This is a genomic window from Roseateles sp. P5_E8 (genome assembly GCF_054177665.1).
Map to the genome: position 1 here is coordinate 50,985 of NZ_JBGCUM010000013.1, position 16,237 is coordinate 67,221.

Sequence of the window (16,237 nt, forward strand, 5' to 3'; positions counted from 1 at the left end):
CTGTGGGCCGGCTTGGGGCGGCCTGACGCTCGGTTCGAATATCCGGATTGAATTGCTGATGCAAAACCTTGTCTCCTCCGTTGCCGCCCTGCTTGCCGGGGCGGCCTTTTTCCCGGCTCTTGCTGCCGAGCCGACCTACACGATGGCCGACTACGGCCGCGTCGTGAAGATCGACGCCCATCTGCATCTGCACAACCCTGCGCCGGCCTTCATGGAAGCTGCGCAGCGCCAGAACTTCAAGGTGTTGACGATCAACGTCGACTACCCGGACTTCCCGCCGCTGGACGACCAGCAGCGCGTGGCGATCCAGCTGCAGAAGGCCTTCCCCAAGGACGTGGCCTGGGCGGCGAGCTTCTCGGTGGACGGCTCCGACCAGCCCGCCTGGCTGCCCGCCACACGCCAGCGCGTCGACGCGGCGCTGAAGGCCGGCGCCGTCGGCGTGAAGGTGTGGAAGAACATCGGCATGAGCCTTCGCGGCGCCGACAAGAAGCTGGTCATGATCGACGACGCCCGCTTCGCGCCGCTGTTCGACGACTTCGCCAAACGCGGCATCCCGCTGCTGGGCCACCAGGGCGAACCGCACAACTGCTGGCTGCCGTTGGAGAAGATGACGGTCAACAATGACCGCGAATACTTCAAGGCCCACCCGCAGTACCACATGCACTTGCATCCCGAGATGCCCAGCTGGGAGGCGCAGATGGCCGCGCGCGACCGCATGGTGGCGGCGCACCCGGGCCTGCGCTTCGTCGGCGTGCACCTGGCCTCGCTGGAGCGCGATGTCGACGAGCTGGCCGCCTTCCTGGACAAATTCCCGACCGCCGTGGTGGACGTGGCCGCACGCATCGGCCAGCTGCAATATCAAAGCCAGAAGGACCGCGAGCGCGTGCGCCGCTTCTTCATCAAGTACCAGGACCGCCTTCTCTACGGCAGCGACATGTCGCAAGCGCCCGGGCAGGACGGCGCCGCGCTAGGCAAGGAAGCCGAAGGCGTGTGGCGCATGCACTGGCGCTACTTCAACACGGCGGACAGCTTCAAGGTGAGCGACCTCGACAAGCCGGTGCAAGGCCTGGCGCTGCCGCGCGAGGTGGTGGACAAGCTCTACCGCACAAACGCCGAACGTGCCTTCCCCGGCGCCTGGGGTGGCAAACGATGACGGCTCGGCGCGCGTTTCTCCAATGGCTGGGCGCGGCGCCGCTGGTCACGCAGTTGCCTCTGGCGCACGCCGCTGAAGGCAAGGGTCATGTACGCGTGCAGGACGCTGCCGTGTCGCTGCAGTTCGACGAGCAGATGCGCTGCCGCGTCGTCAGCTTGTTGGGCAAGCAGCCCCTCACGCTGACCGCCTTCGACGCGAGCGAGCACCTCGTCGTGAAGGGCAGGGCGCTGAGCCGCTTCACGCTGCAGCAGGCCGAGCCGGGCAAGGCCAGCACGCCCTTTGGCGCCGGCCAGACGCTGCGCCTGGTCGGCCACTCATCGGAAGGCATTGAGAAGCGCGTCACCGTGACGCTGCTGGACGAGCACCCCGGCGTTGCGCTGCTGGACGTCAGCTACACGAACACTGGCGACAAGCCCGTCGCCGTCGACGCCTGGGTCAACGCCGCCCACCGCCTGGCCGCCGCACCGCGCCACGCGGGTGGCTGGTGGACCTACTCCGGCGCCAGCCATGCCGACCGGCGGGACTGGGTGCAGCCCGTCAAGCGCGGCTTCGAGCAGCGCAATTTCATGGGCATGAATGCGTCCGACTACGGCGGCGGCACGCCCGTCGTGGACGTCTGGCGCCGCGATGTCGGCGTCGCCGTCGGCCACCTGGCTCTTCAACCGCAGCTGCTTGCGCTGCCCGTGAAGGCCGTTGGTGATGCCGTCGAAGTCTCGCTGCGCAGCGACGCGCCGCAGACGCTGAAGCCGGGCCAGGTGCTCACCACGCCGCCCAGCTTCCTCGCCGTGCACCGCGGCGACTTCTTCGTGCCGCTGGACCGCTACCGTCGCCTGATGGCCGCGCAGGGTCTGGTGGCGCCCGAGCCGCCCGCCAGCGCCTACGAGGCGCAGTGGTGCGCCTGGGGCTATGAGCGCGACTTCTCGCTGGCGTTCGTCCGCGCCACGCTGCCCAAGGTGCAGGCGCTGGGCTTCAAGTGGGCCGTGCTGGACGACGGCTGGCAGGTGAAGACTGGCGACTGGACGCCCGACCTGGCCAAGTTCCCACGCGGTGCGGACGACATCAAGGCCTTGGTGGCCGACATCCACGCCCGCGGCATGAAGGCGCGGCTGTGGATCGCGCCGCTGGCCGTGGCACCTGGCAGCGACGAGTTGCACGACCACACCGACCTGCTGCTGCTGGACAAGGACGGCGCGGTGCAGAACGTGACGTGGTGGAACGCCTTCTACCTCTGCCCCGCCTATGAGAAGACGCAGGCCCGCCTGGCCGCCACCATCAAGATGATCATTGGCGACTGGGGCTTCGACGGCCTCAAGGTCGACGGCCAGCACCTCAACGGCGTGGCGCCGTGCTTCAACCCGGCGCACAGGCATGCGCGGCCGGAAGAGTCGGTGGAAGGCGTGTCGGCGTTCTACAAGGTCATGCACGAGTCGGCTCACGCGGCCAACCCGGAGGCTGTGGTGGAGGTCTGCCCCTGCGGCACCGGCTACGCCTTCCACAACATGCCCTTCATGGACCAGGCGCCAGCGTCCGACCCGCTGTCCAGCTGGCAGGTGCGCCACAAGGGCAAGACGCTGAAGGCGCTGATGGGCCGGTGGTCGGCCTACGCGGGCGACCACGTGGAGCTGAGCACCGGCGGGCAGGACTTCGCCTCCAGCGTCGGCATCGGCGCCGTCGTGGCCAGCAAGTTCACCTGGCCGGTGGACCCCAAGCCCAAGGACAGCTTTTTGCTGACGCCGGAGCGCGAGGCACATTGGCGGACCTGGGTGGACCTCTACAGCAAGCAGCGCCTGGCCGAAGGTCGCTATCGCGGCGAGCTGTACGACCTGGGCTTCGACAAGCCGGAGACGCATGTCGTCGAGCAGGGCGGCGCGCTGCACTACGCGTTCTATTCCGAGCGCTGGGATGGCCCGGTCACGTTGCGTGGCTTGGGCGCGGGCCGCTGGAAGCTGCGTGATTCGCTGACCGGCAAGGCGCTTGGCGTGGTGAGCGCCGACCAGCCTACGCTGCCACTGCGTTTCACGCACAGCCTGTTGATCGAGGCCCGCCCCGAAGCGGCGGACACGTTGCCCGTCGCGTTCGCCGGCAAGGTCAGGCAGGTGGGCGCCGACGGCTTCCCGCTCGCGTCGCAATGGGCCGACGCCCCCACCACCTTCTTCCGCCACGACTGGCAAGGCAAGGCGCTCGCCGGCCCGCAGTCCACCCGCGTACAGCTGCTGCGCAGCGCCGGCCAGCTCTACCTGCGCTTCATCTGCAAGTTCGAGGCGCTGAGCACTTTCGAGCGCGCGGGGTCCGCCACCGACATCTGGCCGCTGTGGGAGCGCGATGTCGTCGAGGTCTTCCTGCAGGCGCCGGACCGTGCGGGGCTGAAGAGCTACCGCGAGGTGGAGGTGTCGCCCAACGGCCTGCTGCTGGAGATCGCCGTCGAGGCCTCGGGCAAGAAGCGCATCTTCGGCGAGAGCCGCGCCAGGGCGCAGATCGATGCAAAGCACAAGGTCTGGACGGCCGAGCTGGCCGTGCCCATGCAGAGTGCGAGCGGCGCCGATGACGGCTGGCGGCTCAATCTGTTCCGCGTCGAAGGCCGGGGTATGGGTCGTGTCTACTCCAGCTGGAGCCCGACGCACACGCCAGAGCCCAACTTCCACCTCCCCGCCGCCTTCGGCCGCTTGATGACCCACACCGCATGAACGCTCGCCTCGCCTCCGCCCTGGCCCTCTTTCTGCTCGTCAGCGCCGCGCACGCGCAGCAGCAATCCCTGGCGCCCACGGGCCGCTGGGGCCACCAGCCTGTCGGCAGCGCGCCGATACCGCCCATGGGCTGGTCGAGCTGGAATGCCTTCCATATGGACCTCACCGAGCAGAAGGTGCTCGACTCCGCCCAGGTCATCGTCGACAGCGGGCTCGCCGCTGCCGGCTACCGCAGCATCAACGTGGACGACGGCTGGTGGCTGCACCGCCGTCTCAGCGACGGGCGCCTGCAGGTGCGCACGGGGCTGTTCCCGAGCGCGGCGACCGGCGGCGCGGCCGGCACGTCGCTGCGCCCTTTCACTGATCGCATCCATGCCCTGGGCCTGAAGGCGGGCCTCTACTCCGACATCGGCCGCAACGCCTGCTCGCAGGCGTACAACACCGACAGCCCCAACCTGCCCGAGGGCACGCAGGCCGAGCGCGAGGTGGGCCTGATGGGCAACATCGAGCGCGACATCGCGCTCTACTTCGGCGAGTGGAACTTCGACTTTCTGAAGGTCGACGGGTGTGGGCTGTCGTCATATGGCAAGGACCGCCCCCCGGTCACGTCCGGCCGCTTCCGCGAGTTCGGGCCCACGGTCGTCGAGGGCAACGTCAATCAGTCCGATGTCGAGGGCGCCCGCACGCTGTACAGCCGGGTCACGCAAGCGCTTCGCAGCGTGCGGCCGCTGGACGACTATGTGCTGTCAGTCTGCCTCTGGGGCGCCGCCAACGTGCGCAGCTGGGGCGCCGAGGTCGGCACGATGTGGCGCACCAGCCGCGACATCGCGAACACCTTCCCGCAGATGGTGCACAACTTCGACACCGTGGCCACGCGCGAGTTCTACGCCGGCCCCGGCCGCTGGAACGACCCCGACATGCTGGAGATCGGCAACGGCGATTTCGACGGCAAGCACCTGCTCGAAGCCCGCACCCACATGGGCCTGTGGGCCATCGTGGCAGCGCCGCTGATGATCGGCACCGACCTGTCCAAGGCGTCGCCTGCACTGATCGACGTGCTCAAGGCCCCCGAGGTGGTCGCCATCAACCAGGACCCGGTCGGCAATCAAGGCGTCCTCGCCTATGCCGACAGCGACCGGCAGATCCTCGTGAAGACGCTGGCCGACGGGCGCAAGGCGGTGCTGCTGTTCAACCGCACGGGTGCTGCCGCCAAGTTCACGCTGACCGCCGAGCACCTGAAGATGGACTCGACCCGGCCCATCGCGCTGCGCGACGCCTGGGCGCGCGCCGACGCCGGCACGTTCACGGGTCGGCGCGAGTTCGAGCTGCAGCCGCGCGAGGCGCTGCTGTTCACGGCGACGGGCAAGCACCTGCTGCCGCGCGGCTACTTCGTCTCCGAGCGCCCGGGCCAGGTCTATGTTGCGCGCGACGGCATCCGCGCGCTGGAGCAGGACCCCATCGGCTACCGCGCGATGGCGTCGTGGTCCACCACCGACAACGGCGGCACCCGCCCGGCCTATGCCGGCTGGGGCGGGCCGCGGGCTGACTCGACGCCCTACGACCAGGGCTTGAGCGTGCAGCGCCAGGCCTTCCGCCATGGCGTCGGCGTGCTCGCCGACTCGCGGCTGCAAGTCAAGCTGCCTGCCGGCTCGCAGCGCTTCACGGCCAAGGTCGGCGTGGACGACTCGACGCGCGGCAAGACGGCTGCCGTCAGCTTCGAGGTCTGGGGCGATGGCCGCCGCCTGGCCACCACCGCAGCGATGAAGTTCAACCAGCCGGCGCGCGATCTCAGCGCCGACTTGCGCGGCGTCAAGCTGATCGAGCTGATCGCGCGCCAGCACGGGGCCGACACCACGGGCCCCGTCGTCGTGACCTGGGGCGAGGCTCGCGTCGAGTAGGCGCCGCTTCCGCACCTTCTTCCCTCCCTCTCTTCCTTTGGCGCCGCGAGCGGCGCCCGGGTCGCGCTCGCGCCTGCGCGCCCCGTTCTTCTGTCAGGCGTTCACCAAGGATGACCATGCGTGGATTTGGATTGAAGCCCACCGCGGCGGGCCTGCTGGCCCTCACCATGAACCTGGCCGGCGCGGCGCCGACTAACTTCGGCCTGGTGGCCTACTGGGGCGAGACCGCCAGCACCTATGGCGGCCAGGTGCCGTCGGGTGCCTATGTCGTCATCAACCCCAACAGCGGTGCCACCGGGCTGAACGCCAGCCAGGTCACCAACTACAAGGCCGTCATCGCCAACATCCGCGCCCAGGGCGGCAAGGTGCTGGGCTACATCGCCACCGGCTACAACTACAACACCGCCGACGAGGTGGCCCGTTACAACGCGATCGGCGCCAACCTCACCGCCTACAGGACCACGCTGGGCGGCGTGGACGGCTATTTCTTCGACGAGGCCGCGTTCGACGACGCGGCGCTGACCGACGCGCAGAAGTGCAACGGCACACCCTCCAAGTTCAGTGCCGTGCGCGCCAAGATCTCGGCGGCCGGCACCGGCGGCACGGTGGTCTGGAACGCGGGCTGGCCGGGTGCCAGCAGTTGCTTCGTCAGCGCCGCGACGTATGGCGAGCACATCGTCATGTACGAGGCGGGCTACAGCGACTACGTCAACGCCGCCAGCTGGCTCAACGGCGGCGTGCAGAACCTCGCTACCTCGCTGGGCGTGAAGACCTGGCTGCTCGTGCACTCGGCCACGCAGGCGCAGATGCAGGCGACGCTGAAAGGCACGACGGCCAACTACGTCTTCGTGACGAGCATGACCTACAACCCGGCCCTTCCCTGGGGCGGACCGATCTGGAACTACACGCCCACCTACTGGGGCAACAACAGCTTGTCGGGCTCCGAGCGCTGGTGCTTGAACAGCCTGAAGACCGGTGGAACCTGCTGAACGGAGAAGACGACATGAAACGCTTGAAGACCTTCATCGCCACGCTGGCCCTCGCCACCGCAGCGCCCTTCGCTTCGGCCATCGAGATCATCGTGCCGGCCTACTTCTATCCGTCCTGGATGCCGTCACTCAACGAGTGGCACCAGCTAACCGCCGCCGCGCAGCAGGGCGCGCAGGTGACGGCCATCATGAACCCGGGCAACGGGCCGGGCGCGGCGTCTAACAGCGACTACGTCACCTCCGTCAACGCCTTCCGCGCGGCCGGCGGCAAGGTGCTGGGCTACGTCTACACCTGCTACGGCGTCAACCACTGCACATCCGAAGTGCCGGCCACGCGCTCCACGTCCGAGGTGCTGGCCGATGCGCAGAAGTATGCGAACTGGTACGGCGTGGACGGCGTGTTCCTGGACGAGATGGCGACGCAGCCCGGTGCGCTGCCGTTCTATCAGACCGTCAGCAATGGCTTGAAGGCAGCGCACCCCAGCTGGGAGATCGTCGGCAACCCGGGCGTGGCGCCCACTGCGGGCTACACGGCGCTGGCCAACACGCTGATGAGCTTCGAGGGCTCCTACAACGACTTCATCAACGGCTCCTTCCTGGGCAGCCTGACGAATGCGGCGTCCACCGGGGCGATCGTCCACACGGTGATGACCGTGGCGCAGATGCAGGAGGTGATGGGTCTGGCCAGGCAGCATGGCCTGGGCGCGATCTACATCACGGATGGCACGATGGCCAGCGGCAACCCCTACCTGCATCTGCCGAGCTACTGGTCGGCAGAGGTGTCAGCCGCCGCCGTGCCGGAGCCGGCATCGGCCGCCATGCTGGGCGCCGGGCTGCTGGCGCTGTTGGCCGGCGCAGCGCGGCGCCGTCGCGCTTAGGCATCCCTCACACCGCTTCTGATTCACACTGCACACCCCAACGCAAGGAGTGAATCGATGGCGAAGCAATGCATGACGTTTGGGCGCGGTGGCATCGCCGCATGGCTGCTGGCCTGTGTCACCAGCGCGGCGCAGGCCGGGCCGGTGACGGACTGCCCGCTCCGCGACGCACCTTTCTCCGTCGACAGCCCCCTCATCGACGTGCTGCTGTCGCCGCAGGCGCTGGCCGTGTTGACGGAGGCTCGCTCGGTGCCTGAGTGGATGGCGAAGACGGCCGTGCCCAGTTTCGCCGCCATCCTCACCGTGCGCTCCCTGGCGGCGCGGCCCGGCTTTTCAGCTGAAAGGCTGGATGCAGCCCTTCGGGCGCTGCCGGTGTCGGAGGCCGACCGCGCCGCGCGCTGCGCCCGCTACGACAACGACGTGCCGCAGGTCAGCGTCCCGCCCGGCTCGCCCCGGCTGCTGGTGTTCGAGAAGATCAACGGCTTCTGGCATGGCCCCGCCGTGCAGGCGGCGCGCGAGGCCTTCCAGGCGATGGCGCAGCGGCGCGGCTGGTCGCTGACGGTCACCGACAAGGGCGGTGCAATGACGCCGGGCTTCCTGCGCCAGTTCGACGCGGTCATCTGGAACCACGTCAGCGGCGATGTGCTGACGCTGTCGCAGCGGGCGGCCTGGCGGGCCTATGTGGAAGGGGGCGGCGGCTTCGTCGGTATCCATGGCTCGGGCGGCGACCCGGAGGTGTTCTGGGATTGGTATGTCGACACGCTGGTCGGGGCGCGCTTCAAGGGGCATCCGATGAACCCGCAGTTCCAGCAGGCGCAGATCGTCGTCGAGGACGCCGCCAGCCCCATCGCCGCCGGCCTGGGGAAAGGCTGGCAGATGAGCGACGAGTGGTACTCGTTCAAGAACAACCCGCGAGCCAGCGGCGCACGCGTGCTGGCCACGCTGGACGAGAAGACTTATGCGCCGGGTGACCTCGCCATGGGCGACCACCCCATCGCCTGGACGCGCTGCGTTGGCCGCGGGCGTTCGTTCTACTCCGCACTAGGCCACCGGCCCGAGGCCTACGCGGACCCGCTTCACCTGAGGTTGCTGGAGCAGGCCACGGAGTGGGCGGCCGGCAAAACGAAAACGGCCTGCCAGCCCGGGCCTTAGGCCTGCTGTGCATGAAAACAGCGCTTGTCCGACACCGTCTGCGGCGCACCCCGCCTACTGTTGCCCGCTGACTCCTCTGAAGGAATGCCATGGCACTCACTCCACTGCTGCTCTTGCCCGGGCTGATGAACGACGGCCGCATGTGGGACCCGCTCCTGCATGCGCTGTCGCGTGAGCGCCTGGTGGTCATCGGCCAGACGCACATCGCCGACAACATGGCGGACCTCGCGGCCGCCGCCATCGCCAACATGCCCGACGGGCCCTTCGCGGTCGCCGGTTTCTCGTTGGGCGGCTATGTCGCGCTGGAACTGTGCCGCCAGGCGCCGGATCGCGTCGCCGGCCTGGCCTTGATCGACACCAGTGCGCAGGCCGACAGCGACGAGGCGCGGCAGAACCGCCAACGCATCGTCGACGGCCTGGTGGCCGGCAGCAGCAGCTTTGCCGAGGCAATCGAACCGTTCCCGGCCAAGCTGTTCCACCCGGCGCATGCCGATGACCCCGGCTTGCGGCGCTTGCTGGAGGGCATGGCGCGCAGCGTGGGGGAGGCTGGTTTCGTGCGCCAGCAGAAGGCGGCCATGGACAGGCAGGACCGGCGCGATGTGCTGGCCACGCTGCGCTGCCCGGCGCTGGTGGTCTGCGGCAGCGAAGACAAGGTCACGCCGCCGGAGCGAGCCGAGGAAATGGCGCGACTGCTTCAAGGCGATGTCGAACTGGTGCTAGTGCCCGACTCGGGTCACATGACCACGCTGGAGCAGCCAGCCGCTGTCGTGGCGCCTTTCCAGCGTTGGCTGGCTAAGGTGGATGGCGGGCCGGCTCAGTAGTGCAGCCAGGCGGCGGCGCCGAGCAGAACGCCGACCGTGCCCACGGCGAACGTCGCCATCTCCATCCAACGCTTCTTCGTCAGCAGCGTGATGGCGGCCAGCGCGATGGAGATCTGCAGTGCCGTCGTGGCCTGGGCCCAGCGGTGGTGCAGGTGCATTTGTTCGCCACTTTGCTCGTCAAAGTGTTTGGACTCCGCCTCCAGCTTTTCGGCGGCCAGCTTGATGTCGTTCTTTTCCGTCTCGTAGCGGGCGATCTTGTCCTTGTACTTGGCCCGCTGCTCTTCGTTGGTGGTCAGGTCGAAGGCGAGTTCAGAGAGGTTCTGCTTGCTGCTCTTGGCCTGGTAGTAGTTCCACTGGTTGCTGGCCTCGGTCTTGCGGATGGCCGCGTCGTTCTTGTAGAGCGCCGCGTTGGCCTGGGTCGCGCCGCCCATGTAGGAGAAGAAGGCGCCGACGGTGGCCAGGATGGCCGTGATGACGGCGAGCTGGCCCGCGAAGCCCTTGGGTTCGTGCTGGGCGGCATGCTCCAGCTCGTGGTCATGCGGGCCGTGGACGTGGAAGCCACCGGAGGACATAGATCAGCTCTCTTTTCTAACGTAGTCGACGAACTCAAAGCTCAGGCCGGCTGCGCTGGTGTGCGTCTCCCGAGCGGATTCGCTGAATTGCTCACGCGGCCAGGTGGGGAAGTGACGGTCGGCGTCGGGGAAGGCGGCGTCCACCTCGGTCAGGGCCAGCTTGTCGGCGAGCGGCAGGGCGAGGGCGTAGATCTCGCTGCCGCCGATGACGCAGACCTCGGGCTCGCTGCAGGCGGCCAGCGCCGCGTCCAGGCTGGCGAAGACCTCGGCGCCTGGCAGCTCGGTGGTCGAGCGGCTGACGACGAGGTTGCGCCGCCCCGGCAGCGGGCAGAACTTCGCCGGCAGCGAATCCCACGTCTTGCGGCCCATGACCACGGGCTTGCCGAGAGTCAGCGCCTTGAAGCGCGCCATGTCCGCGGGGATGTGCCATAGCAGCGCGTTGTCGCGGCCGATGGCGCCGTCTCTCGCGACGGCAGCCACTAACGTGATGACGCTCATACAGCCACCGGCGCCTTGATCGCCGGATGCGGGTCGTAGCCGCTGAGCTCGAAGTCCTCGAACTCGTAGTCGAAGATGCTCGCCGGCCGGCGCTTGATGGTCATCGTCGGGTAGGCGCGCGGCTCACGGGCGAGCTGCGTCTGCACCTGCTCCACATGGTTGTCATAGATGTGGCAGTCGCCGCCCGTCCAGATGAAGTCGCCGAGTGCCAGATCGCACTGCTGGGCCAGCATCATGGTCAGCAGCGCGTAGCTGGCGATATTGAAGGGGACGCCCAGGAAGATGTCTGCGCTGCGTTGATACAACTGGCAGCTCAGCTTCCCGTCCGCCACATAGAACTGGAAGAAGGCGTGGCAGGGCATCAGCGCCATCTTGGAGAGCTCGGCCACGTTCCAGGCGCTGACGATGATGCGGCGGCTGTCGGGGTTGCTCTTGAGTGTCTTGACGACGTCGGCGATCTGGTCGATGTGGCCGCCGTCCGGCGTGGGCCAGCTGCGCCATTGCACACCGTAGACGGGCCCGAGGTCGCCGTCCTCGCGCGCCCATTCGTTCCAGATCGTCACGCCGCGTTCCTGCAGCCACTTGACGTTGCTGTCGCCGCGCAGGAACCACAGCAACTCCAGCACGATGGATTTGAGGTGCACCTTCTTGGTCGTGACCAGCGGAAAGCCGGCCGCCAGGTCAAAGCGCATCTGGTGGCCAAACACGCTGCGCGTGCCGGTGCCGGTGCGGTCGCTTTTCTGAACGCCGTGCTCGAACACATGGCGCATGAAATMTTCGTAGGGCTGCGGAGGGCGGGGCGGGGTGCTCATGGGCTGCATTCTCTCCGTTTGGGCGCTGGTGGTACCCCGCAGCAGGTGCGGTCAGGGCGCCGGCCTGATCGTGGGCTTGTGCAGCTCAACCCCAGCAAACCGCGTTTCGTCACACCGACGCTGCGCCGCGAGCCGCAGATTTCTAGACTGCAAAGGTCTCGAAACTGAAGGTGTCTGGGGGAGTCATGCGCAAATCCGTGAAATTGGGTGGCATCGCAGCCGTTGTGCTGCTGGTGGGTGGCGCCGGCGTGGCGGTCATGGCCAGCAAGGGCGACGGCCCCAAGAAGCCGGGTGACGAGAAGGCCAAGCCGGCGCTGGAGTTCGTGGCCAGCGAGGTCGTGAAGCCCGTGATCACCGCCATGCCGGCCCAGATCGAGTTCAGCGGCCCCCTGGTGGCGCCCGGCACGGTCATCGTGCGGGCCAAGTCCAACGGCACGCTGCTGAACCTGGCGGTGGGCGAGGGCAGCCGCGTGAAGGCGGGCCAGGCGCTGGGCCAGGTTGACCTGGAGGAGCTGCGCTACCGCATCGCCGAGCGTGGCGCCAGCGTCGAGGCCATGCGCGCCCAGATGGACCAGGCTGCCCGCACGCTCAAGACCAACGAGGACCTGGCGGCCAGGAACTTCATCGCCCAGACGGCACTCGACACCTCCCGCGCCGCCTACGAATCCGCCCGCGCCAACTGGCAGGCTGCCAAGGCCCAACTCGACACCAGCCAGGTGACGATGCGCCAGGCGGCTCTCGTTTCGCCCATCAACGGCGTCGTCGCCAAGCGCCACGCGCTGCCTGGCGAGAAGCTGGCGGCCGAGCAGCAGATCCTGACCATCGTTGACCTGGCCAAGCTGGAGCTGGCCGGCCTGGTGGGCACGCATGAAGTGAGCCGCCTGCAGCCGGGCATGGCCGTGCAGGTGAAGGTGGAGGGTGTGAACGAGCCGGTCGAGGCCAAGATCTCCCGCATCGCGCCGGCCGCCGAGCCGGGCACGCGCTCCATCGGCGTGACGCTGGTGCTGGACAACCCCAAGGAGCTCTATCGCGCCGGCCAGTACGCCATCGCCAAGGTCGTGCTGCAGGACGATACCCAGCGCCTGACCGTGCCCATCGCAGCCATCAGCCGCAACTCCGGCCAGGAGCAGGTGTGGATGATCGAGAAGGGCGCGCTGGTGCGCCGTGTCGTGACGACCGGCCGCAGCGATGCCCGCGAAGGCCGTGTCGAGGTGCTGAACGGCCTCAAGCCCGAGGCGCAGGTGCTGGCCGCGCGCTTCGACAACCTGCGCGAGGGCGACGCCGCGCAGATCGTGGCCGCCAAGTCGGGCAAGGTCGCCAGCGCGGCCGCCTCGGCACCGGCGCAGCAATAAGGAGCGCGCCATGTGGATGACCCGCGTTTCCATCCAGAACCCGGTCTTCGCGACCATGGTGATGGTGGCCCTGTGCGTGCTGGGCCTGTTTTCCTATTCCAAGCTGGGTGTCGAGCAGATGCCCGACATCTCCTTCCCCGGCGCGCAGGTCGATGTGCGCTACCCCGGCGCCTCGCCCGAGGCCGTCGAACGCGAGATCGCCAAGCCGCTGGAAGAGGCGCTGAACACGATTGCCGGCGTCGAGCGCATCCAGTCGCGCAGCTTCGAGGGCCGCGTGCAGGCCAGCGTCGAGTTTTCGCTGAACGCCGACATGGGCCGCGCGATGCAGGACCTGCGCGACCGCGTGGCCGCCGCGCAGGCCCGGTTCCCGCGTGACGCCAAGCCGCCGACGGTGCAGCGCTTTGAGAACGACAACTCGCAGCCCGTCGTCGTGATGGCGCTGTTGAGCCCCACGCGCGGCTCGCGTGAGCTGTCCATGATGGCCGACCTCATCGTCTCCAAGCGCCTGGGCCGCGTGGAAGGCGTGGCCAAGGTGGACGTGGGCGGCATGACCACGCGCGAGGTGCGCATCGACCTGGACCCGATGCGGCTGCGCGCCTACGGCGTGACGCCGGCCGAGATCGCCAAGGCGCTGGGCGAGGCGAATGCTGACCAGCCGGTGGGCCTGTTGTCCGACCAGACATCCGACGCCATCCTGCGCGTGGAAGGCCGTGTGAAGGACCCGAAGGCATTCGGCCAGATGGTCGTCGCCCGCCGCGGCAATCTGGCGCTGACGCTGAACGATCTCGGCACCCTGGTCGAGCGTGAACGCGAGCAGGACAGCATCGCCCGCATCAACGGCCAACCGGCCGTCAGCTTCAACATCTTCAAGCAGCAGGACGCCAACATCGTCAAGACCGGCGAGGCCGTCAAGGAGGCGATGGCGGAGCTGCGCAAGACGCTGCCCAAGGACGTGGAGCTGCGCATGATCTACGCCGCCAGCGACTTCGTGAAGGGCTCGCTGACCGGCTTGCAGCACACGCTCATCGAAGGCGCGCTGTTGACGGTGGCCATCGTCTTCCTGTTCCTGCACAGCTGGCGCTCCACCATCATCACGGGCCTGACGCTGCCCATCGCCGTCATCTCCAGCTTCATCGCCGTGCATGCCTTCGGCTTCACGCTGAACTTCATGACGATGATGGCGCTGAGCCTGTGCATCGGCCTGCTGATCGACGACGCCATCGTCGTGCGCGAGAACATCGTGCGGCATGTGGGCATGGGCAAGGACCACCGCACCGCGTCCTTCGACGGCACCRASGAGATCGGCCTCGCSGTSATGGCGACCACCTTCGCCATCTGCGCCGTGTTCGTGCCCGTCGCCTTCATGGGCGGCATCATCGGCAAGTTCTTCTATCCCTTCGGCATCACGGTCGCCGTGGCCGTGCTGGTCAGCCTGTTCGTCAGCTTCACGCTCGACCCGATGCTGTCTTCCGTCTGGCACGACCCTCCGAGCACGCGCATCAAGCATTGGCCCGTCATCGGCCATCTCATCCGCGCGACCGACTGGGGCATGGACCGCCTGCACGACCTCTACGCCAAGACCATCGACTGGGCCTTCTCCGGCCGCCGCTACCGCGTGTTCGTGCCGCCCATCCCCGCCTACGGCCACCCGTTCAGCGCCGATGGCCAGCGCGACAAGGCCGCCAAGCGCGTGCTGCGCTTCGCGACGCTGACGCCGCGTGGCCTGGTCATTTGGGGCGCCGTCGCCAGCTTCGTCGGCGCGCTGATGCTGGCCCCGCTGGTGGGCAGCGAGTTCGTGCCGCAGACGGACAACGGCTTCACGCAGGTCAACCTGCGCATGCCGGTGGCCAGCAGCATCGAGCGCGGCAGCGCCAAGGTCGCGCAGATCGAGGAGATCCTCAAGACCTACCCCGAAATCAAGACCGTGTCCTCCGTCGTGGGCAGCACCGGCGAAGGCCTGGCGACGGGCCGCAACCAGGCGTCGCTGAACCTCACGCTGACCGACCGCAGCGAGCGCAAACGCTCGCAGAAGGACGTGGAGGACGCGATCCGCGCCGACATCGCGAAGATCCCCGGCATCGAGGTCAGCGTGGGCTTTGACCGCCCGATCTGGATCACCCTGCTGGGCAACGACCCCGAGGTGCTGACGCAGGCGGCCAAGGACCTGGTCGAGCAGATCAAGAAGATCCCCGGTGCGGTGGACGTGGACACGACCGTCAAGCCCGGCCTGCCCGCCTTTGCCGTGCGCCTGAAGGACTCGGCCATCCGCGAACTGGGCCTGACCGCGCCGCAGGTGGCATCCAGCCTGCGCGCCTATGTCAACGGCGAGATCGCGACCTACTGGACGACGCCGGACGGCAACCAGGTCGAGGTGCTGCTGCGCCTGCCGCGCGAACAGCGCGAGCGCATCGAGCAGATGGCCAAGCTGCCGGTGGCCTTCTCGGCCACGGGCGCGCCCATCACGCTGGACCAGGTCGCGACCATCGAGCCCGTGTTCAACCCCGAGGTCATCCGCCGCGAGAACCTGCAACGCCGCGAGGCCGTGTTCGCCGGTGTGCAGGGCCGCCCGGGCGGCGACGTGAACGCCGACGTGCAGAAGCTCATCAAGGCCACGCAGCTGCCGCCGGGCACCAGCTTCAAGGTGGACGGCGCCGGCAAGCAGCAGGCCGAGGCCTTCAACGGCCTGCTGGCGGCCATGGCGCTGGCTGCCATCTTCATCTACATCGTGCTGGCCAGCCAGTTCGGCAGCTTCCTGCAGCCCATCGCCATCATGGCTTCACTGCCGCTCGCGTTGATCGGTGTGATGCTGGCTTTGCTGCTGTGGCGCTCGACGCTGAACGTCTTCTCGATGATCGGCCTGGYCATGCTGATGGGCCTGGTGACCAAGAACGCGATTCTTCTCGTCGACTTCGCCAACCACGCCCGCAAGGCCGGTGCGACAGTGGCCGAGGCGCTGCGCGAGGCCGGGCTGATCCGCATGCGCCCCATCATCATGACGACGGCGGCCATGGTCTTCGGCATGCTGCCCATGGCCATCGCGCTGAACGACGGCGGCGAGATTCAAGCCCCCATGGGCCGCGCCATCATCGGCGGCGTCATCACGTCGACGCTGCTGACGCTGGTGGTGGTGCCGGTGCTGTACAGCTATCTGGTGCGGGACAAGAAACCCGTGGCCAAGAAGGCAGAGCAGGGCGGTGCGAGTTCGCTGCCGCTGCATGGCATGCCTGGGGCGATGCCGGCGGACAAAGACTGAAAGATCTCCCTCGAGCGCTTCAGCGCTTCGGGCCGGCTACGCAAGTAGTCGGCCCTTTTTGTTGGTGGCCGTGGCTTGAGGTGCCCATGGCCGTTGCTAGTAGACATATGCCATACATGAGCGGTCAGTTTCCTCATCTCTGAACCTATACACACCAGCGGGCTTGATGCTCGGA

At 68.0% G+C, this 16,237-nt stretch carries 12 protein-coding genes; 9 read left to right on the forward strand and 3 right to left on the reverse strand.

The window, feature by feature from the left end; genetic code table 11:
• Positions 1 to 58 precede the first annotated feature (58 nt).
• The 7 genes from ACXRVZ_RS10220 (at position 59) to ACXRVZ_RS10250 (ending at position 9,575) form a co-directional block, all read left to right on the forward strand.
• Positions 59 to 1,153, forward strand: a complete 1,095-nt coding sequence (locus tag ACXRVZ_RS10220) for an amidohydrolase family protein (RefSeq protein ID WP_457424229.1) — start codon at positions 59 to 61, stop codon at positions 1,151 to 1,153.
• On the forward strand, positions 1,150 to 3,837 hold the full coding sequence (locus ACXRVZ_RS10225) for an alpha-galactosidase (protein WP_457424227.1): 2,688 nt from the start codon (positions 1,150 to 1,152) through the stop codon (positions 3,835 to 3,837). Before ACXRVZ_RS10220 ends, ACXRVZ_RS10225 begins: the two co-directional genes overlap by 4 nt.
• Positions 3,834 to 5,735: an NPCBM/NEW2 domain-containing protein gene (locus ACXRVZ_RS10230; RefSeq protein ID WP_457424225.1), complete on the forward strand. Its 1,902-nt coding sequence runs from the start codon at positions 3,834 to 3,836 to the stop codon at positions 5,733 to 5,735. Before ACXRVZ_RS10225 ends, ACXRVZ_RS10230 begins: the two co-directional genes overlap by 4 nt.
• A gap of 116 nt (positions 5,736 to 5,851) precedes the next feature.
• Positions 5,852 to 6,724 (forward strand): spherulation-specific family 4 protein, encoded by an 873-nt coding sequence (locus ACXRVZ_RS10235; protein ID WP_458232382.1) that lies wholly within the window; start codon positions 5,852 to 5,854, stop codon positions 6,722 to 6,724.
• 14 nt (positions 6,725 to 6,738) lie between these two features.
• Positions 6,739 to 7,602 carry a spherulation-specific family 4 protein gene (locus tag ACXRVZ_RS10240; RefSeq protein ID WP_457424221.1) on the forward strand — a complete coding sequence of 288 codons (864 nt, stop codon included), beginning with the start codon at positions 6,739 to 6,741 and terminating at the stop codon, positions 7,600 to 7,602.
• Positions 7,603 to 7,659: 57 nt separating this feature from the next.
• Positions 7,660 to 8,754, forward strand: coding sequence for a ThuA domain-containing protein (locus ACXRVZ_RS10245; protein WP_457424219.1), 1,095 nt, complete (start codon positions 7,660 to 7,662; stop codon positions 8,752 to 8,754).
• 89 nt (positions 8,755 to 8,843) lie between these two features.
• Positions 8,844 to 9,575: an alpha/beta fold hydrolase gene (locus ACXRVZ_RS10250; protein ID WP_458232383.1), complete on the forward strand. Its 732-nt coding sequence runs from the start codon at positions 8,844 to 8,846 to the stop codon at positions 9,573 to 9,575.
• Here ACXRVZ_RS10250 and ACXRVZ_RS10255 read toward each other — a convergent pair.
• From ACXRVZ_RS10255 to ACXRVZ_RS10265, 3 genes are read right to left on the reverse strand one after another with little or no spacing between them, the layout of a single operon-like run.
• Positions 9,569 to 10,147: a DUF4337 domain-containing protein gene (locus tag ACXRVZ_RS10255; RefSeq protein ID WP_457424215.1), complete on the reverse strand. Its 579-nt coding sequence runs from the start codon at positions 10,145 to 10,147 to the stop codon at positions 9,569 to 9,571. The genes ACXRVZ_RS10250 and ACXRVZ_RS10255 overlap by 7 nt on opposite strands.
• Positions 10,148 to 10,150: 3 nt before the next feature.
• Positions 10,151 to 10,645 (reverse strand): dihydrofolate reductase, encoded by a 495-nt coding sequence (locus ACXRVZ_RS10260; protein ID WP_457424213.1) that lies wholly within the window; start codon positions 10,643 to 10,645, stop codon positions 10,151 to 10,153.
• Positions 10,642 to 11,457 (reverse strand): thymidylate synthase, encoded by an 816-nt coding sequence (locus ACXRVZ_RS10265; RefSeq protein ID WP_458232384.1) that lies wholly within the window; start codon positions 11,455 to 11,457, stop codon positions 10,642 to 10,644. The genes ACXRVZ_RS10260 and ACXRVZ_RS10265 overlap by 4 nt, the downstream gene beginning before the upstream one ends.
• 185 nt (positions 11,458 to 11,642) lie before the next feature.
• On the opposite strand from ACXRVZ_RS10265, the gene ACXRVZ_RS10270 reads away from it, so the two are divergent.
• Together ACXRVZ_RS10270 and ACXRVZ_RS10275 are read left to right on the forward strand one after the other, a co-directional pair.
• A complete protein-coding gene (locus ACXRVZ_RS10270) occupies positions 11,643 to 12,809 on the forward strand; it encodes an efflux RND transporter periplasmic adaptor subunit (protein ID WP_458232385.1) in 1,167 nt (388 codons plus the stop codon).
• Positions 12,810 to 12,819: 10 nt separating this feature from the next.
• Complete coding sequence (locus ACXRVZ_RS10275; RefSeq protein WP_458232386.1) at positions 12,820 to 16,062, forward strand: efflux RND transporter permease subunit; 3,243 nt, start codon at positions 12,820 to 12,822, stop codon at positions 16,060 to 16,062.
• Positions 16,063 to 16,237: the final 175 nt, after the last annotated feature.